Below are 20306 nucleotides of genomic sequence, written 5' to 3'. Positions count from 1 at the left end.
AACTTGGATTTCTCCCTTTTGTAAGAATTTTTTGATAATACATGGATTTTTTGAAAGAATATGGTAATATTATCAAGTACAAAAAACAAAGGGGAGAGTTTATGAGTAAAATCATAGAGGTTAAAGGAGTTTCACGCTTTTATAAGGTAAAAGAGGGTTCTAAGACAGCGCTTGACAACATCTCATTTGAGGTCGAAAAAGGAGAAGTGTTTGGTCTGCTAGGTCCCAATGGTGCTGGGAAGACCACGACCATTAAAATACTTACTACTTTATTGCTACCTTCAGCTGGGGAGGCAAAAATTTCAGGTTTTGACGTCGTCTCAGAAAGTCACAAGATACGAGAGAAAATCAATTTTGTTTATGGTGGCGAGAGAGGAGTATATGGTCGACTAACAGCTAAAGAGTATATGCATTATTTCTGTACTCTTTATAAAATTAAAAACAAAGAACAAACAGCATTAATAAATGAACTATTAACGTTAGTTCAACTACAAGAGGCAGAAAACCAAAAAATTCATACCTATTCAAAAGGAATGATTCAGCGATTACATATAGCAAGGTGTTTAATCAATAAGCCGGAGTTGCTTTTTCTAGACGAGCCGACCATTGGATTAGATCCAATCGGGGCAAAATTATTAAGAGACTTGGTAAAAGAATTATCCCAAAAGGGTATTACCATCATTTTAACCACTCATTATATGCAGGAAGCTGATGAGCTTTGTGACCGAATTGCTTTTATAAAGGGTGGAAAAATCAGCTTAATTGGTAAACCAACGGAAATAAAGGATAGTTGTAACCACCTAAATCTATATGAAGCAACGATGAGTATTTATGATATAGAAAAGCTAAAGCAAGATTGCTATTTTAATAACCTAGAAGTAGATGTTATCAAAGAGCCTTACTACAATTTAAACTTTGAAGTGAATGAGATAAATATTGAAATGATTAAAGAGTATCTCGGGCATTATGGTGATATTCTAAAAATTCGCAAGAGAGACATTTCTCTTGAGGATGCCTATATCTATCATATGAAGGATGTAGGGTGATTTAAATGAATATGCTTTATTTATTGGCACGTGAAATTAAGTATTTTACCAATTTTAACAACAAAATGTACCAATTTTTGCTCTTTTTTCAACCACTTATGTTTTTGTCTATTGTCTATTTTCTTAAGCAATTAAGGGGAGATATGAACTCAGATAAGTTTGTTGTTGCATCAGCCCTGATTAGTATGTGGAGCTATGTCCTGTACTCATCAGGTTCAGCCCTTATCTCGCAAAAGTGGAGTGATACTTTAAAACTATTAATTGCAGCACCAGTATCATTATTTTCAGTGATTTTAACAAAAGCATTGAGCAACTCTGTTATCGCACTAATTTCGATGTTTTTAAGTTTTGTATACGCTAGATTTATCTTTCAATTTGATATTGCAATCGGGAATTATGGTTTATTCTTATTGTCTGTATTAGTATTGATATTTTCATTAAGTGTTGTCGGTTTAATTTTAGCCGTAGTATTTGTGGCTTCTCAAAATGTCTTTGATTTCCAGAACTTAATTTTAACCCCAATGATATTAGTATGTGGTGTATTCATTCCAGTCGATCAATTTCCTGTCTATTTAAAGATGATTGCTTATATAATCCCGATGACATGGGGAATTAAATCTGTACAGGACACATTAGTCATGTCTCCTGAAATGTACTCAACCATGGGAATCTCCATTCTAGTAAGCTTTATCTATTTCTTCATTGCCTATTATGTGGTCAAGAAGATAGAGGTAGTATTACGTAGGACAGGTAGAATGGGGGCGATATAATTGCTATTAATCAATAAATATGGTTTTACAAACCTTTCATATAAGGCAATCTATACATTTCAAACAATAAAATTATTTATTTTATTTCGGATTGTCGACCCTTTTATGCATTACATCTTTTTTGCCACCTTAGCAAGCTCGCTTGTTGGCTCAGACTATTTAAAGTATGTAGTCATTGGAAACATTGCGTATTATACGTGTCAAACGATGATGATTAACTTCATGAACATGTTCAGAATGGAGCGAAGATATGGGACTCTTGAGTTAAACATAGCTTCACCAACTCCAACTCTAATCATTATTTTACGGAAGGGTATTGTTCCACTCTTGGATGGATTATTTGTTTTTACAGTAGGTCTTATGATCGGTAGCGTCTTGTTTGGCCTTTTATTCCCCTTTAATCATCTGGGAACTCTATTTGTACTGTTTGTGATTACATTGTTTTCGATTTTATGTTTCTCATTGCTTTTTGCATCTGTAAGTTTACTATTCTCTAACGTCAATTTATTCTTAAATTTAGCCTTGGCGTTTTTTCAAGTTTTCTGTGGGGTAAACTTTTCCGTAACGCTACTTCCAGAAGCATTGGAGGTCATGGCGCGCTTATTACCTCTAACCCATAGTATAGAGGCTCTTCGAACCATATATGGGTTGGAAAACTATGATGTGTATAGTCTCTTGATAAAAGAGTTTATCATAGGAGTCTGTTACTTGGTTGTCTCAATTTCAATGGTATTTGTCATGGAAAAGCAAGCTCGTAGAAATGGAGCTTTGTTTAAAAATATATGATTCATTTGGTCCAGCCGAAGGATAAGCTATTCGTTTAGTATGTAGGGTTCGTTATTGAAAAAGATGACGAACCTTATTCATTTCTCTTTTTATTAGCCCAGCTTTTGAACAGTGAAAATCACAAAAAAGAGAGAGACTATAAAAGAGAGGGTGCTTCTTTGGCATTTTAGGCATTTGTTTTATTAAAACTACACATATATCCAAACCAATTATTTTCCCTTTAATATATTGATTAAAAAAGGGAGATGCATAATGGCGATCATTGAGAATTTTCCAGAGGACTTACTAGCTGAGCATGAAAGATGGCATATGAGTATGAGTATGAGAGCTCGTGCTGGTGATGGATTAGATTTCTTAGCTTTTCATAGAGATTTCCTAAGTCGAGCTATGGATTGGTACCGTTCTGAAAGGCTAGACCCACAAATGTTAAGACCGTGGTCTTCCATCCCGGTGGAAATAAAAAATCATCCACGCTGGGATCAAAGATTACAAGAGGCGGAAAACCGAGTAAACCGTAATTTAGATTCATTTCGATCTGCTGATGAATTAGGTCGTTTCCTATTAGCTACAAATCTACACGGGGCAGTCCATGTTTTAGGTGCAGAGGTTTACAATGAGCCAGATTTTGCACTAATAGCAAGATCACCAAGAAGCACGTATTTTTACAAATGGCACAGACTGATTGATAACTGGTGGAGAAGGTTAGAGGAAGAGCGCCAGGATTAAAGGAATATTAAAAAAGTAGCAGCTACTTACTAGCCTGAGTAGCTGCTAAATTTTTTTCTCCGAACCTATGAATTTCATAAATTTGTAATCTGATTAGCTATCGTAAGGATGATGAAAAGGCGTCCCAGTATAGCCCAGTTTAACAATTGATCAACAGCAGCGCAGATTTAGATAGATTTTACAAATTCAGCTACGGCTGTCCCGATTTCCTTTGGAGAGTCTTCTTGAACAAAATGCAAACCTTTTACAGTGACTTCTGTCTGGTTTGGCCATGAACGGCAAAATTCTCTTTGATGGCCTGTGAGGATCGTACCGGGCTCCGTGTTAACAAATAGTTTTGGAAAATGGCTTGATGTTAACCAAGATGAATAGTTTTGGATAATTTCGTGGACGACTGCTGGTTCACCATCAAATGGAATTTCACGCGGCCACGTTAACATAGGTCGGCGTGTCTCTCCAGGTTGTAAAAATGGCCTACGATAAGCGTTCATTTCATCTTCAGATAAGTTTCGAATAATGCTTGAAGGAAGAATTTTTTCAATAAACCCATTCTCTTCTAAGATAAAGGGCTCTCCCTTTGGCGATCTCATCTTTTTGAAAATATTCGTGGCCCCATCCGGCCACTCTTCCCATGATAATGGTTTCACGAATGCCTCCATATATGCAATACCCTTCACGCGATCACGGTGACGGTTAGCCCAATCGAACCCTAATGCAGAACCCCAATCATGTATGACGAGTGTGACTTGATCTAGTTTTAATGTATCAAACCAGGAATCTAAATACCGGGCGTGATCGATAAAGGTATAAGATCCACTTGGTGCTTTTCCTGATAGCCCCATTCCTATTAAATCAGGTGCTAAGCAACGCCCAAAGTCAATGACTTCAGGAATAATGTTTCTCCACAAATAAGAAGAGGTGGGATTTCCATGTAAAAAGACAACTGGGTCACCTTTGCCTTCATCGATATATGCCATCTCTGTATCTAGGACTTGTACTCGTTTCCGTTCGTAAGTATCCACTGCAGATATTGTGTACTCCACTGTCATCATTCCTTTCTACCAATTTCTTGTAAATATTCGTTGGAGTTCCTTGGGTTTCCTCCTTTAGCACGTGAACTTATTAAAAAAGCAGTTTCCGCATAGAGGTTGATATTCGTAATTGTCTCAAATACGTTTCTACGATGCTTCGTGGCATCTTTTCTTCCAATAATCGAGTTTACGAAAAGGGCCATTTAAAAAAGCCGCTGAGAAAATGCGGCTTTAGTTACTAGGGTGTTGTATAGATTTTTCGTTTGTTAATTGGCTGTAGTGGTCTTGCATTAGCCTGTGGAAACTTTTCAGAAAAGCTTCTGAATTGCTGAGTTGACATTTCAATTGGGGTTTTAAAAATAATCCATTCAACTCTCTCCGTACATGGAGGAATGGTAAAGGAACCCTGATATCTGTAAAACGTCTTCTCTTCTGGCAATAATGCATCTATGTTTAGCTGTTCTATCCTCTTTTCACCCTTTGTACTAGGTATTAAATTTAACACTCTTTCCATTGTTGGGTTCAGTCGTCCCACATCTGAAAAGACACCAACAACGGCAATCTCTCCATTCAAATTTTGATGAACAAAATGGATTTCAAGAGGAAATTTTTTTAAATCTATTTGATGTTCGCTAGGTTGGTGGAAATGTATTTGTTTTAATAGATATTTTTCCTCTCCAATTTTTATATAATTTTGTTTCATTTCAGGCGTTAACTCTATTGTGTATTTGGTGTCAGGTGCAACAAAGCCCGTAGAAAAATAATGGAATTGAATGTCTAGTAAAGTTGAGTTTTCAATTACTTCATTTTTATCAATATTGATGGGTGACTGTTGTAAACCTTTAGCACATGAACGATAGGAGGGATCTAAATTACCCCAGTATTCTGGTCCGGTTTTTCCTGAATAGGACCATTTTGAATTTTGCTCACCTGCATCCGTTTGATAGGGTTTAGCACTGTGGGCAATGACGAAAATAACGAACAAAAATAGTAGAATTGCGAAGAACTTACGACTCAAAGTTTAAAATCCTCTCCTTTAAAAAGATGAAAAATCAAACTTTAGTCTGAGGTAGATGGAGAGAAATTATTCCATTTCTGAAAGATTCCATTAAGAAATGTCCATTTATCTAGAAAAAGGATAAGTAAAACAAAAATTAGCCATAATAAAATGGAAAAATATTTCCAAGTTGTTAGGAGTAAATATTGTATGGTGAATGCTATTTATGCTTCTATATGGCTCTTTGCTTTATGGAAGTGGGGGGATTGGAGAAAGCTTGCTAATTATTATCCGACCATTTTGTTTTTTATACTTGGAGACTTTCTGTACTTATATTTATTATCTGATCATTATCCCATGTGGAGGTATGTTCCAGCAGATATAGATAGGGAAATGGGAGTAACGAATGTTCATGTTTCTTTATCAGTGATAGCAATTAAATACCCTGCTACTATCTTGATCTACTTAGGGAACTTTCCGGAGGGGAAAAAGATAAAAAAATGGCTTTACATCCTCTTGTGGGTAGGGATATACACGATAAATGAAACCATTGACATTAAGTTAAACATCTTTGGTTATTACAATGGATGGAATTTAGCGTGGTCCATTCTATTTACCCTTGTCATGTTTATCGTTTTACGAATTCACCATACAAAACCTTTCCACGCATGGCTACTTTCTGCAGCTTTTCTATTTATCCTTTGGCAAATCTTTGATGTTCCTACTTCAGTCTTTCGATAATGAACTAGTTCACATATTAGGTAAAACGAGCCGGTTTCTCTTAATAGAGGGAAAGGGGCTCTTTTTTATGTTCACCTTTCTGAAAAAGTGAAGTTGCTTTATAAGGGGAATCATAGAAATTTTCATACCATTTTTTGATAGAGTTGTATTAAAAAGGTAAGAAAATGAAACGAATTTCTATTACATCCGTATAAAAACCATTGGAGGGATTCGTTTGAAAATCATGATAATTATTTTAGTTGGAGCGTTGGCTGTAATTGGTGTCATACTAGGTGCTGGAATTTGGTCATTCAAAAAGCAACTGAATAAAGAGGACCCTGAATACATTCTCGAGCTTATTAAAGATAAGTCAAATGGCAAAGACGTTGCTTTATCGATTAAATATAATCATCAACAATGGGTAGAGATAAATGAACAGCAAGTACTGCCACTAGCGAGCACCGTAAAAACGATCATTGCCATTGAATATGCTGAACAGGCAGCAAAAGGACGTATCAACCCAGACCAGATAGTGAACCTGACTGAGTTAGAAAAATTCTATGTTCCAAAGACAGACGGTGGTGCACATGAAGCATGGATGTCTCAGTTAGATAATGATACCTCTGTCCCATTAAGGGAAATTGCAAAGGGAATGATTCTCTATAGTTCAAATGCAAATACAGAATATTTAATGCATCTTCTCGGGCTTGATGATATTAACAAGGTGCCGGAAAAAATGGGAGCTACTAACCATGAGCCATTATATCCAATTGTTAGTGCACTTTTTATCCCAATTGAGCTGATGGCAGAAAACGGTTATACGAAAGAGGAGGCAATAAGTGTATTAAAAACTATGAGTATGGAGGAGTATCGTAATCGAGCTTATGTTATACATAATCGATTTCTAAGTAGCTCTCCAACTCTAGAAGAGAAGCATAAAGTTGTAAGGAGTTTAGATATGGATTTTCAAAAAATATGGTCAGATCGTCTACCAGGTTCTACTGCAAATGATTATATCTCCATAATGGAAAAATTAAACAGTAAAAAATTTCTAGGATCTGACGTACATCAATATCTTGATCCGGTTATGGAACAAATGATGAAAAATCCAAACAATCAAGGCTGGTTAATGCATGCTGGAATAAAAGGAGGATCCACTGCTTTTGTCATGACGTCGGCCATGTATGCAACAGACAAGAAAGGCAACTGTACCGAATTTGTATTCCTTTCAAATCATTTAAACGTCTTAGAAGTAACAAAGCTTTCCAAAAATATGAACGGTTTTCAGTTAAAGTTTTTAACTGATGAGGAATTTAGGAACAGTGTAAAAGAGGAGTTGGCTGAATTATAGATTACGGATTTAATGAGGAGATTATAATCCGATCATTTATTAAAGTGAGGTTAAATAATGGATTTAGTCATTTATATAGGTTTTGTCATCGCTTCGTTCATGATATCACTCTGTTCCGGATTATACGTGTTAAAAAGGAATCTGAAGGTAGCAACAGCGTGGGTATATAGCTTTTCTCAATGTGTGGTTATTATGTGCGCAGGACTATTATGGTGGTCCAACATGGATTCAACGGTCATTAGCCAACATGTAGGTGTAGTAGGTTATCTAGGTGCAATGATGGGAATCGCTTTCATTAACTATATGGCATTAACATATTCTAAAGTACGTAAGGCAGACAATTTTTAAATAGATATTCATATTAAAGTTCTTGATAGTTGCTGTAAAAAATAGTTTTTTTGAGGGAGATATAGATGGGATACATAGAAGAAATGAGAAGTTTAGTTGGTCATAGACCTTTACTTTTTGTGGGGGCTGTAACAATCATCGTTGATGAAAAAGGAAGGTTGCTGTTGCAACAAAGAAAACATCCAAGAGGTACATGGGGAATTCCTGGAGGTCTAATGGAATTAGGCGAATCTACCGAAGATGTAGCAAGAAGAGAACTATATGAAGAGACTGGGATTGAGGTAGAGAAGCTAAATTTACTCAATGTATATTCAGGTGAACAGAATTTTGTGAAGGCGGAAAATGGAGATGAATTTTACGTGGTCACGGTAGCTTATTATTCGGAGAATTACAAGGGAAAGTTAGTTATGGACCCCTCAGAATCAATAAATTTGGAGTTCTTCTATCCAAGCGAGTTACCGGAGAACATCGTAAAAAGTCATAAAATTATATTGAATGAATTTTTATTAAAACACTATACAACTCAATAGGCATTTCTTCCAAATGGTTATAGAGGTATAAAATATGAAGCGGGATGGTTGTAAGGGAAGAGAAGGAGTTATGAAGTGGGCTTTTTTGAAAAGGGAAGGTTGTTCTTTCAAGGTTTGCTCTGGTTTATGGACCTTCTGAATGGCTATGCCTACCCATTGCTCATAGCATGGTAACCCTAATAATCATCTTGTTCATTTTTCTGTCAATAAGCTTTTAACGATTTGTGAACAACATCACAGACCCATTTTATTCTATCTAGGAATGGTTTATATTTTAATTGTAGACGAGATACTTAAATAAAAACGAATGAAGAACTACTAAAGTTTAGAGTAGCTGAGCAATTATCCTTTTTCTTAAAATCCCATTCGTTTTTTGAAGAATTCGTTTACACATTCGAATTTTTGAAAGGCGGAATGCTTTATGTTTAACAAATTTTTAAGAGAAAATAAGATTGCGGCAGGTATTTTAACAGTCATTCGTTTATATCTAGGTTATGCTTGGATGACAGCAGGATGGGGCAAAATTACAGGTGGATTTGATGCTTCGGGTTATTTAGGTAACGCGGTAGCAAATCCAGTAAAAGGTCCAGATGGTAACATGGTTTACAGCTGGTACGTGTCTTTCTTAGAGGGCGTAGCAATCCCGAATGTTGGCTTATTTAACTTCTTAGTTCCGTGGGGTGAATTCTTAGTAGGTCTTGGATTAATTCTAGGTTGCTTAACTACTGCAGCTGCATTCTTTGGCTTAGTAATGAACTTCTCTTTCTTCTTAGCAGGAACTGTCTCACACAACCCAACTGACATTTTCTTAGGCTTCATCATTTTAGCAGCAGGGTTAAATGCTGGTTACTATGGTTTAGATCGCTGGGTCATTCCTTACGTACGTAACATTATGAAAAAGGATGGCAAAGAAGCAGAAATTAGAGCTGACGTTTTATAATAAATAAAATTTAATGAAATTCACAGAACCTACAACTTCTTGGTTGTAGGTTTTTTTAGGTTGAGGACCCTTTTAGAGCAAAGGTTTGAATCAATAAGATGAATAAAAATACTCGAAGTTTGTGCTGTTTCATTTGGGACAATAATAATTGACTGAATTATGGCGCGCGATTCAAGTTTTCAAAATAATCAATTAAATAAAAATGCAAACTATTGTATAAAAAAGTATTGCGTTTATTTTTATTTATGTGTTAATATACATTTTGTTGAATAAATATAATTACATTTACAAATACGGGGGAAAAATTCTAATGAAAAAAATAGCATTAAGTATCTTAGTAGCCATTCTTACAGTTTCTTTATTAGCAGCATGTGGACAAACAAATGATTCTAAACAAGGAGAAGAAAAAAAGACGTTAATTATGGGTACGTCAGCTGATTTTCCTCCTTTCGAGTCACGCGATAATGAGGGTAACTTCGTAGGGTTCGATATTGATCTAGCAAACTACATCGCAAAAGAACTTGGATATGAGTTAGAAATTAAGGACATGGGCTTCGATGGACTAATCGGTGCATTACAAACAGACCGAGTTGATTTTGTTGCTTCAGGAATGTCAGCGACAGACAAGAGAAAAGAAAGCGTAGATTTTTCGAGTGAATATCACCGTTCTGGTGAAATGATTGTAACGTTAAAGGACTCTGAAATTAAAAACATGGAAGACTTAAACGGCAAAAAAATTGGTGTGCAACTTGGAACGATCCAAGAAGAGGGTGTAAAGAAACTTTCTGAAACGATGGACCTAGAAATGAAGACTTTAGATAAAGTACCAAGTTTAATTCAAGAATTAAAATCGGGTCGTATTGATGCGATCTACTTAGATAAAACAGTTGGTGAAGGTTACATTAAAGAACTAGATTTAGCAGGATTTGACGATGAAAGTGAAGGAACACCTGGAATGGCAATTGCGTTCCCGAAAGATAGCGAACTAGTTGCAGAGTTTAATAAAGTAATAGAAAAAATGAAAGAAAACGGTGAACTTGAAAAGTTAGAAGAAAAATGGTTGTCAGAAGAATAATAGAATAGAAGGAAAAGAGGTGTGGGCATGAGTTTGGATTTTTTCAAAATCGTGCCTTCTATTCCGTTTATATTAAATGGAATATGGGTGACACTATTATTCGTACTAGTGTCTGCGGTTTTAGGATTTATGATCGGCACGATTTTATCTTTATTTAAGATTAGCAATATACGCGGCTTAAAATGGTTTGCGGATGCATATACATCGGTGTTTCGAGGAACACCGTTAATTCTACAATTAATGATTATCTATTTTGCAACTCCGCAATTGATTGGGTATGACATTCCTGCCTTCTTAGCTGGGATTCTTGCATTTGGATTGAATTCTGGAGCTTACATCTCGGAGATCATTCGAGCTGGAATTCAGGCGGTGGATAAAGGTCAAAGAGAAGCGGCTGAAGCATTAGCTATACCGTATAAGCCGATGATGAAAGACATTATATTGCCACAAGCGCTTAAAAATATTTTACCAGCACTTTTAAATGAATTTATTACACTAACAAAGGAATCTGCAATTATCTCAACGATTGGATTCTTGGACATTATGCGCCGTGCACAAGTGGTTAGTGCGAATACGTATACAGCATTTGAGCCGTTAATTGTTGCTGGTCTAATCTATTACATGTTAGTAATGGGCTTAACACTCCTTGGAAGAGTGGTTGAGAGGAGGTTGCGTCGAAGTGAATAGTGCTCATATTCAAGTTAAGAATCTGTATAAATCCTTTGGGAAATTACAAGTTCTAAAAGGAATTTCAACTACGATTAATAAAGGTGAAGTTATTTCAATTATAGGTCCATCTGGATCTGGAAAATCTACATTTTTGAGGTGCTTGAATTTACTAGAAGCACCTACAAGTGGTGAGATTTGGATGAATCATGAAGAGATTACTAACCCAAAGACCGATATATTAAAAGTACGCCAGAATGTTGGAATGGTATTTCAACACTTTCATCTGTTTCCACATATGACTGTACTTGAGAATGTAACTTATGCACCAATCACCGTTAAAGGATTAACGAAGGAAGAGGCTGAGACGAAAGGCTATGAACTTCTAAAATCTGTTGGTTTATCAGAAAAAGCCAATGAGTATCCAAATCGTTTATCAGGTGGGCAGAAACAAAGGGTAGCGATAGCACGTGCCTTAGCCATGTCCCCTGATGTAATGCTTTTTGATGAACCAACCTCTGCCTTAGATCCAGAAATGGTAAAAGAAGTTTTAGAAGTTATGAAATCATTAGCACATACAGGAATGACGATGGCGATTGTTACCCATGAAATGGGGTTTGCAAGAGAAGTTGCGGATAGAGTGTTATTTTTAGATGATGGCAAACTTGTGGAAGATGCAAATCCAAATGAATTCTTTCAATCACCAAAAAGTACTCGTGCCAAAGAATTTCTTGAAAAGGTTTTATAAAAAGTACATGAAAAACATTTGCAGAAACGCCCAGAGCTACTGAGCGTTTCTTTTTATTATTTCTTTCCCGTTTTGGCGATTTCAATATTATCTATTGCACTTGGTGGTTTTTCCATCCAACCATGATCGATTAAAATATTGGCACCATCCTCCGCGTACATGACTGCTTCCATTGTAATTCTCATGAATTTCGATCCTAAATCTCTTCTTGAAACGGTTCCTAAAGCTACTCCATAATACCCTAGGGACATACCAGATAATTGTGTAACTTGAAACATGATTAATTTATCTGAAAATGGAGGGGTTGTGGATTTAAGAACCTCCGACTCCAAAGTTGGGGGTTGTGAAATATTTTCTTCGGATAGAATATGGGCCATAAACTCAACTACTTTATCAGCTATATGCAGACCTCTTGCCATATAATTTCTCACTTCTTGCAATCCTGCGGTTTGTGCAAAGCCCAACAACAATGCTTTTCCAATAATATTTCTTGTCATGTTATTATAGAAATGCATGATTTCAAGAGCGTTCATAGGCCTTCTATCTCCAAACCAGCCTGTTAAGTAACCTTGTTTTTCAATGAATTCTACCTTATCCGGTATGGGGATAGAAGCAGCTCTTGAGTATAATCCCTTTTCAAGCAAAAGGTTTAGTGAGCGAAAATAGAGATTCCTTGTAAGATCAATTGCATTAGAAAGGAGTTCTAAAGTATCAGGGCGAGAACACGCGGAAAAAGCCGCCCCATAGGAACTCATCCCATGACGTGCCATATTGTGCACAAAATGTAAAAAGAATGTGTCCGAGTAAAGAGGGGGTGCATTAAGGTTTACATCCTCAGTTTCACTAAACCCATAAGGGATGGCATGATTTTCTTTTACATATATTTTCTTTATGTTTTGTAACATTGTTTCGGCAATTTCAATGGCAAGTTCTATGATTGATTGGATCTCAATATCTTTGTTTTTTTCTCTAAAGTACTTAAGTGTACATAAAGACATGCTGTTGTTCATGTATGCTGCCCAGAGTGAAGCAATTTCTGATGATGTTAAGCGTATACTCTGTTCCGAGTCCATTTTTAATACCTCCTACAACAATTAAAGGTATTTTTCCCCGTGGGATAAAAAATTATCAAAAGTAGGAAGTGAGTGTTTGAATCAGAATTTAAATTTCTCAAACAACATATAGCCAATGGTATAATATTAAAAACGCAACATGTTTATGGACAGGAGGTTTTTCCGTGAAAAAGGTAGTATTAGCTGGAGGTACTGGCTTTATCGGTCAATATTTTAATCGTAAATTTCATGAGCTTGGCTATGATGTGAAGACTATCTCAAGAAGTCAAGAGCACATTTTATGGGATGATGAATCAGGGATTATTCAGGCACTTGAAGGATCTGAACTTCTTATTAATTTGGCTGGAAAGTCTGTCAACTGCCGTTACAATGAGGCGAATAAGAAGGAAATCATGGAGTCTAGGACGGAGACGACCCATATACTCGGTGAAGCTATAATGGCGTGTAAACAGCCCCCTAAAGTTTGGATAAATTCAAGCACAGCTACTATATATCGTCATGCGGAAGATCGACCTATGACTGAAGAGAATGGTGAGATAGGCACGGGTTTTTCAGTAGATGTTGCGACAAATTGGGAAAAAACCTTCTTTGATTTTGAGTTGCCACACACAAGGCAAATTGCTTTACGGATAGCGATTGTTTTAGGTAAGGAAGGTGGGGTTATGGAACCCTACGTGAATCTGGTTAGATTTGGTTTGGGTGGAGTTCAAGGACCAGGAACCCAAATGTTTAGTTGGATTCATATTGAAGATTTGTATCAAATTGTTCTCTTTTTAAAGGATAGAGAGGATTTGGCTGGTGTCTTTAATTGTTCGTCACCTAGCCCGGTCACCAATTCCGAGTTAATGAGGCAATTAAGAACCATTATGAAGGTACCATTCGGCTTACCGTCACCTAAGTGGATGTTAGAACTTGGATCCATACTTATTAAGACGGAAACAGAATTGGTGTTGAAAAGTCGCTGGGTACTACCCGAAAGACTAGAGCAAGAAGGGTACAAATTTAAATATAAAAATTTAGAAAGTGCTTTGAAAGATATACTGATAAAGTAGCTTGCTAAACAGAGAAGTAACAGGGGTGGCTGGGGGCAGCAGTATGATAAAAAAGTGTGTTCGCAAATAAAAATGATTTATTGCAAATAAAATCAATTTTTCGCAAAAAAGTGGTTTTTACCGCAATTAAAATGAAAAGAACGCAAATAAAGGACTATTTCTCGCAAATTAATGTCTGTCTTGTTGCATTCATTACAAGAAAAAGAAGGCGATTTCTGTTACGCCCCCTAATATTTTATTGATCCACGTTCATGATGATTCATATCAGTTAGTTCGATAATATACTCATAATTCTTAATTGATTTTTCTATATTCTCTTTTTCTTCTATCGTCAAATCTGGGTTTTGCATTTTACTGACTAAGTCTTTTTTTCGTTCTTCTAACTTCTGCTTTACATGTTGATATTCCATTCGAACCACCCTTTCGAACTTTATTGATAGAATACTTTTGAGCTATTATCATTCAATAAGTTATTTTGAAAGCGTTTTCTTTCTATCTTTATTATACTGGAAAGTACGTAACTTGAATTATTTGAAATATTAAGAAATTGTGAAAATTTTATTTTGGATAAAGCATGTTTCGTATTGAAGGTTTTAAGCGATATAGTAAATCAAACAATAATAAACTTAGTTTCGTGGTACTTTTTTATGAAATATAGAGAAAACAGCACCAGTTTATTGGATTAAGAAGGAAAAATCATAAACTTTATGGAATCTATTCGAGATACATAAGAACCATCTTAGGAGAGAGTAAGAATGAATAAAGGGAATATTATCGTACTTAATGGAGTTTCTAGCTCTGGTAAGTCGACATTGTCAAAGGAACTACTAAAGAGTTTAAAGGATTACTTCCATTTGAGCATTGACAACTACGATACATTAATTGAAATGATGGAAGAGCGTAATGTTGAAAACGGTAGACTAATTCCAGTCCCAACAGAGTTCTTTTTCCATGATCATTTAAGAATGTTTTCTAACTATGGGATTAATTTAATTGTTGATCAAATTCTACATAACAGAGAAACAACAAACGATTTCCTCGAGAAGCTTCACGATTATCCTATTTTATTTGTCGGAGTTCACTGTTCAGAGGAAGAGTTGGAAAGAAGAGAGAGGAAAAGAGGAGACAGGCCTGTTGGTCAGGGAAAGAGTCAGCTAGCTTTTGTTCATCAGCAAAACGAGCTGTATGATGTAGAAGTCAACACAGAAAAAGAATCGATAGAGGATTGTGTTAAAAAAATCTTGTTGTCTCTTGAAACGATTGAAAATTGTCTTGGACTAAAGAGAACTTATGCAAAATGGAAAAGTGAGAACTAAATGAAAACCCCAATTTTAGGGGTTTTTGTTATTTATGTGTTTTAAGTACATTGGCTAATTGACAATTTATAACTAGAATAATTTCATTGGTGTTTTAAACAATATGAATGTAGAAGTGTATACCAATGAAAGGAATTCAAAACATGAGAAAACGATTGGTTATTTTATTTAGTATATTCTTTTTGGTTTTCATGAGTATATCCCCTGTGAGTGCAGCAAATAATCCAAGAAATATTTATGAGGTGAAGCCGGGCGATTATTTATGGAAAATCGCTAGTACGTACCAGACTACCATTCAGGATTTAAAGTTAATGAATGGGCTTCAGTCAGATTTAATTCTAGTGGGTCAAAAGTTAAAGGTGCCCATTATGTACGAGGTAGCACCAGGTGACACCTTATGGAAGCTATCACAGTCATTCAGTTCAACGGTTTCTTTAATTAAAACTGCAAATGGTCTTACATCTAACATGATTTATGTAGGTCAAAAATTAAAAATTCCTCCGAAAAAATTATCAATGCAAGGTCAGTTTGTACTTATGACTAGGGAGGAGTTTAAGGATTGGTTATTTAACCATAGCTTTACAAGGAAAATTGGAAAAATTCAACAGCATCACACATGGCAACCATCTTATCAGCAATTTAATGGTTCAAACCATTTTTCATTGTTAAATGGCATGAAGGATTACCATGTCAACGGAATGGGATGGAAGGATATTAGTCAACAATTGACGACATTCCCAGATGGAACGGTAGCTGTTGGAAGACCATTCAACATGCCTCCTGAAGGATCATTTGGACTACAGAATAAATCAAGAATGCTTGAAATTGAAGCTGATTCGTTAGCGATTGAAAACTTAGGGAACTTTGATAAAGATGGCAATAAAATGACGCCTGAACAAAGGGAGACCATTCTTACGGTTACTGCCCTACTCATGTTAAGATTCGGACTAACTCCAAACGTTGACACCGTGACTTATCATCACTGGTGGGATATAAATACGGGGGAACAGGTCTTAGATGAAGGCGAAGGACATGCAATTAAAACGTGTCCTGGAACGGACTTCTTTGGAGGGAATAATACAACAGATGCCCGAAGTCATTTCTATCCTCTTGTTCAACAAAGAATGCAACAAATTCGCGCAACACTTCAGTAACAAATTGACCGAGATGTATATGAAGAAACCCTTCTTCATATGCATCTCTTTTTATTCGTACGTAAATCAGAATATTGTCATAGATGACCCGAGTTTTTATAAGAGTGAAACGAGTATAAAAAATGTGTAACTCTTTTCTTTTTAGAGAGAAGGAATATATGTGTTTTTATAGAAATAACATTATATCGATTGTTCTTTATCATTATAAATCAGGTTTTGATATCTGGTCCTCATCCTGTGGGGAACTTACAATTGAACAAATTATGGAGCCTTTATCCTAAAACAAATTCAGTTATTGAGGTGTGAGAATGGTTTTTACAAAAGAGATAAAAAAGACGATGGAAGAGTACCCAGTATTAAGCATGATTGGATTAACAATTGCTATTTGGTTATGTTCTTTTCATTTAGGAGAAGGGATTGGCGAAATGATTGCTAATATTAAAAATTACCTTGATTCTATCTAGACTGGTAATAAGAACCCGATGTGAATGGAATCGAGGAGGGGAAAAGGGATGGAATGTGGTTCACTAGAAGCACTTAGAGTCAGATTAACTACAATCCATGATTGCGATCAAGTAATTAAAATGCTAAAAGAGATCGCTCTATGGATGAAAAAGAATGGAATAAATCAATGGAAGTTTCTGTTAGAAGGTGGAGATGACGAAGAGATTAAAGAAGCCATTTCTAAGCAGGAAACGTTTATCGTCACTAAAAACAACCAGTTGATTGCAACCTTTACGCTGTTAAATACTCAAAGTGAGTGGGATCAACATATTTGGGGAGAGGACATTTCCAATAATGTACTTTATTTACATAGACTTGCCATTATCCCTACTTATATGAAAAAAAGAATAGGGAAAGAGCTATTAGACTGGATTGTAACAAATGTAAGAGATGATAAGAAGTACCTTCGACTAGATTGCGTCGCAAGTAACAGTAAGCTCAATCAATTTTATCAAAACTATGGTTTTGATCTTATTGGGTGTAAGGATGACCATAACAAATATGTTAAAGAGCTAAAGAAGGATTAAGGCAATAAACGTTTACTTTAAAAAAACACGGCCGGTTGCTCTCTTTGATTGCCTTCACCTATTCCTCAGTTTATAAGTTCCACTCCTGGAACAAAAATTAACGCTACAGCCCCAGCAAGGATCCAAAAAATGCTGTCAACAAAGTAGTGAAGATAGATTTTACTCTCTTTATTGTATAAAAACTGCTCCCACGCAAAAATTAGGTTGACCAATCCACCGACAAGAGGAAAAACAAAGAAAAAATTAACTTCTGAAAAAGTAAAAATGCTTATTACATAGATGATAAAAAGTGAATAATATAGAAAAGCGAATTTTTTTGACTTGTGACGGTACCATCCTCTCTTAGGCGTATGCCATTTCTGTCTAATCTTTCTGTGTGCGACAAAAGTTAATATTGCAAGAATAAAAATGATGAATAACCCCATCTAATAACCCCCTCACTGTTTAACTCTATAGTAACATAATTTTGGAAACAAAATGGTAAAAAACAAATAGAGATTTTTTTGTTCATTTCCAGCTAAAACTATCGCAATGAAGCAGTTTGTCCTATTGACTCTGGCGTCATTCACGAGTATAAATAACCTATATGCTATTGAAAATTGGTCCACTACTAGATTATAGTTTTGACGTTTATTATATAGAAAAAATTATTTAATCTACATCATCCTTGATGCATTGGGAGAATTTAGTCAATGCATTTTTTCATGGTTAACATCAGTTGAAAAAACAACTAGGGAGAGTATTAAATTGGGAAACAGGGAATTTCAAAAAAAACAACTTAAAAATCGAAAATGGCGATTGAATCTAGTGTTCTTCATCGTTTTTTGCTTATTTTCATTACTAATTATCCGATTGGGCATGGTCCAAATTGTATTTGGGGAGTCCTACCGAAATGAAGCCTCAAGACTTGATGCGACATTGGTCAGTCTACCTGCTCCTCGTGGGAAAATGTATGATCGACATGGAGAAGTGATTGTCGATAATAAAGGCGTAAACGCGGTTGCCTTCTCAGAAGAACCTGGGATGAAGGCGAACGATAAAATTGATGTTGCTAGAAAATTAGCTAGATTAATAAGTTTAGAGAATGAAGAGGTAAAAGATAGAGAATTAAAAGATTATTACTTAGCAGCTTATCCAGAAGAGGCTAGAGATCTTTTAAAAGAAAAGGAACTTACATTAGAACCAAAAGAAACATATAAGCTACAAATTGAACGTGTACCGACAGCAGTGCTGGAGAAGATAAAATCAGAAGAAAAAGAAGAAGCCATCATTTATGCCCGAATGACAAGTGGATATATGTATGAAATTCAAATTATTAAATCTGAAGGTCTCACCCTTGAAGAAATGGCAGTGGTTTCTGAGAACCTAGGAATGCTTCCTGGTGTAGAGATTATGACAGACTGGAATCGTCACTATCCTTTCGGGGAAATGTTAAAACCAGTGCTCGGAAGTGTCACTACCTCAAAACAAGGGATTCTCGAAGAACGTAGCAACTTTTATCTGTCTCGTGGCTACTCAAGAAACGACCGTGTAGGCAAGAGTTATCTAGAATATCAGTACGAAGAGTTACTGCATCCTAACAAGGGGCAAAAGAAATACGTAACAAATCGAAGTGGCGAAGTCGTAGACGAAGTAATTGTGTCAGAAGGCTCTCGTGGGATGGATTTACGTCTTAGTATTAATGCTCAATTGCAAAAAGAAATAGAAACAATTGTAGAAGAAGAGCTTATGGATGCGAAAAATTATCCGGGAAACTCTTTACTTGACCGAGCGTTTGTTGTGATGATGGATCCTTATTCTGGAGAGGTATACGGAATAGTAGGAAAAATGTATGACGCTGAGAAAAAGGAAATGCTGGATTACTCAGTGGGTACTTTTACGAGCCAATATGAAATGGGTAGTACAGTAAAGGGTGCAACAGTGTTAGCAGGTTATCAAACAGGGGCAATTAAGCACAACACTTATTTCTATGATGCCCCTATTTATCTAGCTCAAGCCAAGCCAAAGAGCTCATGGAAAAATTTTGGTAACCTTAACGACCTGAGAGCACTTCAAGTATCCAGTAACGTGTATATGTTCCACACGGTGATGAAGATGGCTGGTGTGAATTATTCACCTTATGGTGGATTACCGATTCAGGACGAAGATTTTGAAAAACTCCGAGGCATTTACAATCAATTTGGTTTAGGAGTACCAACAGGAATTGATCTGCCAAATGAATCCCGAGGGGTGTTAGGAAACCCCGATAATCCAGGTCTATTGCTAGACTTTTCAATTGGTCAGTTTGATACGTATACACCTGTTCAAATGGCACAATATGCTTCAGCGATAGCGAACGGTGGAATGAGAGTACAGCCACAACTATTGAAGAGTGTGCATCAGCCTGTTGATGCACAAGAATTGGGGCCGATGATACAAGAAAAAGAGACAGTGATTCTGAACCGTATTTTAAATACTAAAGAGGATATTGAGCGTGTACAAGAAGGCTTTAGAAAAGTGGTACAAGAATCAGGGGGAACTGCTTATACTTCTTTCAAAAATGATGTAAGTGGGAAAACGGGTACTGCACAAACTTCTTATTATGGACCGAACCGTTCAAAATGGGGACAGTCTACGTTTAATTTAACTTTCATCGGATATTATCCATCCAAAAACCCACAAGTAGCATTTTCAGTTGTTGTGCCTTGGGCGTCAAACGATAAATATCCAGTTAATAAATTGATTGCAAACCGAGCAGTTGAGGCTTTTGTGAAGCATGAAGAAATGCGTGCGATGCCGATTCCAACTGAACTTGAGGGAGAAGTAATTGAAGCGTCAGAAGTTGTCGAAGATGAAGTCTCTGAGGTCTCAGCTGAATAATTCTTAAGGAGAAAGGTATTTATAGATACTTTTCTCCTTTTTTACATTTAATTGACAACAATTGAATAGATGAGTTTAAATGGTGAA

The 20306-nt window shown here is 36.1% G+C and carries 23 protein-coding genes; 18 read left to right on the top strand and 5 right to left on the bottom strand.

The features are described 5' to 3' along the window. Positions 1 to 101 precede the first annotated feature (101 nt). The 4 genes from ACFYKX_RS05155 (at position 102) to ACFYKX_RS05140 (ending at position 3328) form a co-directional block, all read left to right on the top strand. The gene (locus tag ACFYKX_RS05155) at positions 102 to 1046 is read left to right on the top strand and encodes an ABC transporter ATP-binding protein (RefSeq protein ID WP_389358696.1); all 945 of its coding nucleotides are present in this window, start codon (positions 102 to 104) and stop codon (positions 1044 to 1046) included. A gap of 5 nt (positions 1047 to 1051) precedes the next feature. Beyond that, a complete protein-coding gene (locus ACFYKX_RS05150; RefSeq protein ID WP_389358694.1) occupies positions 1052 to 1816 on the top strand; it encodes an ABC transporter permease in 765 nt (254 codons plus the stop codon). Beyond that, positions 1817 to 2602 carry an ABC transporter permease gene (locus tag ACFYKX_RS05145; RefSeq protein ID WP_389358692.1) on the top strand — a complete coding sequence of 262 codons (786 nt, stop codon included), beginning with the start codon at positions 1817 to 1819 and terminating at the stop codon, positions 2600 to 2602. Between the two features lie 252 nt (positions 2603 to 2854). Then, the gene (locus ACFYKX_RS05140; protein WP_389358690.1) at positions 2855 to 3328 is read left to right on the top strand and encodes a hypothetical protein; all 474 of its coding nucleotides are present in this window, start codon (positions 2855 to 2857) and stop codon (positions 3326 to 3328) included. Between the two features lie 167 nt (positions 3329 to 3495). Here the strand turns inward: ACFYKX_RS05140 and ACFYKX_RS05135 are convergent, their stop codons facing one another. Both ACFYKX_RS05135 and ACFYKX_RS05130 read right to left on the bottom strand, forming a co-directional pair. Then, positions 3496 to 4371 (bottom strand): haloalkane dehalogenase, encoded by an 876-nt coding sequence (locus ACFYKX_RS05135; protein WP_389358687.1) that lies wholly within the window; start codon positions 4369 to 4371, stop codon positions 3496 to 3498. Positions 4372 to 4597: 226 nt separating this feature from the next. After that, positions 4598 to 5377 carry a carbonic anhydrase gene (locus ACFYKX_RS05130; RefSeq protein ID WP_389358685.1) on the bottom strand — a complete coding sequence of 260 codons (780 nt, stop codon included), beginning with the start codon at positions 5375 to 5377 and terminating at the stop codon, positions 4598 to 4600. A gap of 189 nt (positions 5378 to 5566) precedes the next feature. Here ACFYKX_RS05130 and ACFYKX_RS05125 point away from each other — a divergent pair, with 189 nt between their 5' ends. The 8 genes from ACFYKX_RS05125 to ACFYKX_RS05090 all read left to right on the top strand — a co-directional run bounded on the left by ACFYKX_RS05125 (position 5567) and on the right by ACFYKX_RS05090 (position 11734). After that, positions 5567 to 6097 (top strand): CBO0543 family protein, encoded by a 531-nt coding sequence (locus ACFYKX_RS05125; protein WP_389358683.1) that lies wholly within the window; start codon positions 5567 to 5569, stop codon positions 6095 to 6097. Between the two features lie 223 nt (positions 6098 to 6320). Continuing rightward, positions 6321 to 7427, top strand: a complete 1107-nt coding sequence (locus ACFYKX_RS05120; protein WP_389359055.1) for a serine hydrolase — start codon at positions 6321 to 6323, stop codon at positions 7425 to 7427. Positions 7428 to 7484: 57 nt separating this feature from the next. After that, on the top strand, positions 7485 to 7775 hold the full coding sequence (locus ACFYKX_RS05115; RefSeq protein ID WP_389358681.1) for a hypothetical protein: 291 nt from the start codon (positions 7485 to 7487) through the stop codon (positions 7773 to 7775). A gap of 65 nt (positions 7776 to 7840) precedes the next feature. Further along, positions 7841 to 8305 carry an NUDIX hydrolase gene (locus ACFYKX_RS05110; RefSeq protein ID WP_389358679.1) on the top strand — a complete coding sequence of 155 codons (465 nt, stop codon included), beginning with the start codon at positions 7841 to 7843 and terminating at the stop codon, positions 8303 to 8305. 421 nt (positions 8306 to 8726) lie between these two features. Beyond that, entirely contained in the window at positions 8727 to 9245 is a 519-nt protein-coding gene (locus ACFYKX_RS05105) for a DoxX family protein (protein WP_389358678.1), read from the top strand. A 310-nt stretch (positions 9246 to 9555) separates the two neighbouring features. Further along, a complete protein-coding gene (locus ACFYKX_RS05100; RefSeq protein WP_389358676.1) occupies positions 9556 to 10320 on the top strand; it encodes a basic amino acid ABC transporter substrate-binding protein in 765 nt (254 codons plus the stop codon). Positions 10321 to 10347: 27 nt separating this feature from the next. After that, complete coding sequence (locus tag ACFYKX_RS05095) at positions 10348 to 11007, top strand: amino acid ABC transporter permease (protein ID WP_389358674.1); 660 nt, start codon at positions 10348 to 10350, stop codon at positions 11005 to 11007. Between the two features lie 7 nt (positions 11008 to 11014). Further along, the gene (locus ACFYKX_RS05090; RefSeq protein WP_389359053.1) at positions 11015 to 11734 is read left to right on the top strand and encodes an amino acid ABC transporter ATP-binding protein; all 720 of its coding nucleotides are present in this window, start codon (positions 11015 to 11017) and stop codon (positions 11732 to 11734) included. Positions 11735 to 11790: 56 nt separating this feature from the next. On the opposite strand, the gene ACFYKX_RS05085 is transcribed toward ACFYKX_RS05090, so the two are convergent. Further along, entirely contained in the window at positions 11791 to 12807 is a 1017-nt protein-coding gene (locus ACFYKX_RS05085; protein WP_389358672.1) for a DUF3231 family protein, read from the bottom strand. Positions 12808 to 12971: 164 nt separating this feature from the next. Between ACFYKX_RS05085 and ACFYKX_RS05080 the strand changes: the two genes are divergently transcribed. Beyond that, the gene (locus tag ACFYKX_RS05080) at positions 12972 to 13859 is read left to right on the top strand and encodes a TIGR01777 family oxidoreductase (protein WP_389358670.1); all 888 of its coding nucleotides are present in this window, start codon (positions 12972 to 12974) and stop codon (positions 13857 to 13859) included. 227 nt (positions 13860 to 14086) lie between these two features. Here the strand turns inward: ACFYKX_RS05080 and ACFYKX_RS05075 are convergent, their stop codons facing one another. Then, positions 14087 to 14269: a DUF3896 family protein gene (locus ACFYKX_RS05075; RefSeq protein ID WP_389358668.1), complete on the bottom strand. Its 183-nt coding sequence runs from the start codon at positions 14267 to 14269 to the stop codon at positions 14087 to 14089. Between the two features lie 345 nt (positions 14270 to 14614). Between ACFYKX_RS05075 and ACFYKX_RS05070 the strand changes: the two genes are divergently transcribed. From ACFYKX_RS05070 to ACFYKX_RS05055, 4 genes are all read left to right on the top strand, one after another. Next, complete coding sequence (locus ACFYKX_RS05070; RefSeq protein WP_389358666.1) at positions 14615 to 15175, top strand: phosphotransferase-like protein; 561 nt, start codon at positions 14615 to 14617, stop codon at positions 15173 to 15175. A gap of 125 nt (positions 15176 to 15300) precedes the next feature. Further along, complete coding sequence (locus tag ACFYKX_RS05065) at positions 15301 to 16329, top strand: peptidoglycan recognition protein family protein (RefSeq protein WP_389358664.1); 1029 nt, start codon at positions 15301 to 15303, stop codon at positions 16327 to 16329. Between the two features lie 308 nt (positions 16330 to 16637). Continuing rightward, positions 16638 to 16793, top strand: coding sequence for a hypothetical protein (locus tag ACFYKX_RS05060; protein ID WP_389358663.1), 156 nt, complete (start codon positions 16638 to 16640; stop codon positions 16791 to 16793). Positions 16794 to 16841: 48 nt separating this feature from the next. Next, positions 16842 to 17360 carry a GNAT family N-acetyltransferase gene (locus tag ACFYKX_RS05055; RefSeq protein WP_389358662.1) on the top strand — a complete coding sequence of 173 codons (519 nt, stop codon included), beginning with the start codon at positions 16842 to 16844 and terminating at the stop codon, positions 17358 to 17360. 65 nt (positions 17361 to 17425) lie between these two features. Here ACFYKX_RS05055 and ACFYKX_RS05050 read toward each other — a convergent pair whose 3' ends face one another. Next, positions 17426 to 17785, bottom strand: a complete 360-nt coding sequence (locus ACFYKX_RS05050; RefSeq protein ID WP_389358660.1) for a DUF4181 domain-containing protein — start codon at positions 17783 to 17785, stop codon at positions 17426 to 17428. Between the two features lie 322 nt (positions 17786 to 18107). On the opposite strand from ACFYKX_RS05050, the gene ACFYKX_RS05045 reads away from it, so the two are divergent. Further along, positions 18108 to 20219: a peptidoglycan D,D-transpeptidase FtsI family protein gene (locus ACFYKX_RS05045; RefSeq protein ID WP_389358658.1), complete on the top strand. Its 2112-nt coding sequence runs from the start codon at positions 18108 to 18110 to the stop codon at positions 20217 to 20219. Positions 20220 to 20306: the final 87 nt, after the last annotated feature.

Source organism: Cytobacillus spartinae, assembly GCF_042865285.1.
Lineage (GTDB): Bacteria > Bacillota > Bacilli > Bacillales > Cytobacillaceae > Robertmurraya_A > Robertmurraya_A spartinae.
The sequence above is the reverse complement of the archived record's forward strand: the minus strand, read 5'-3'. Positions and strand labels throughout refer to the sequence as shown.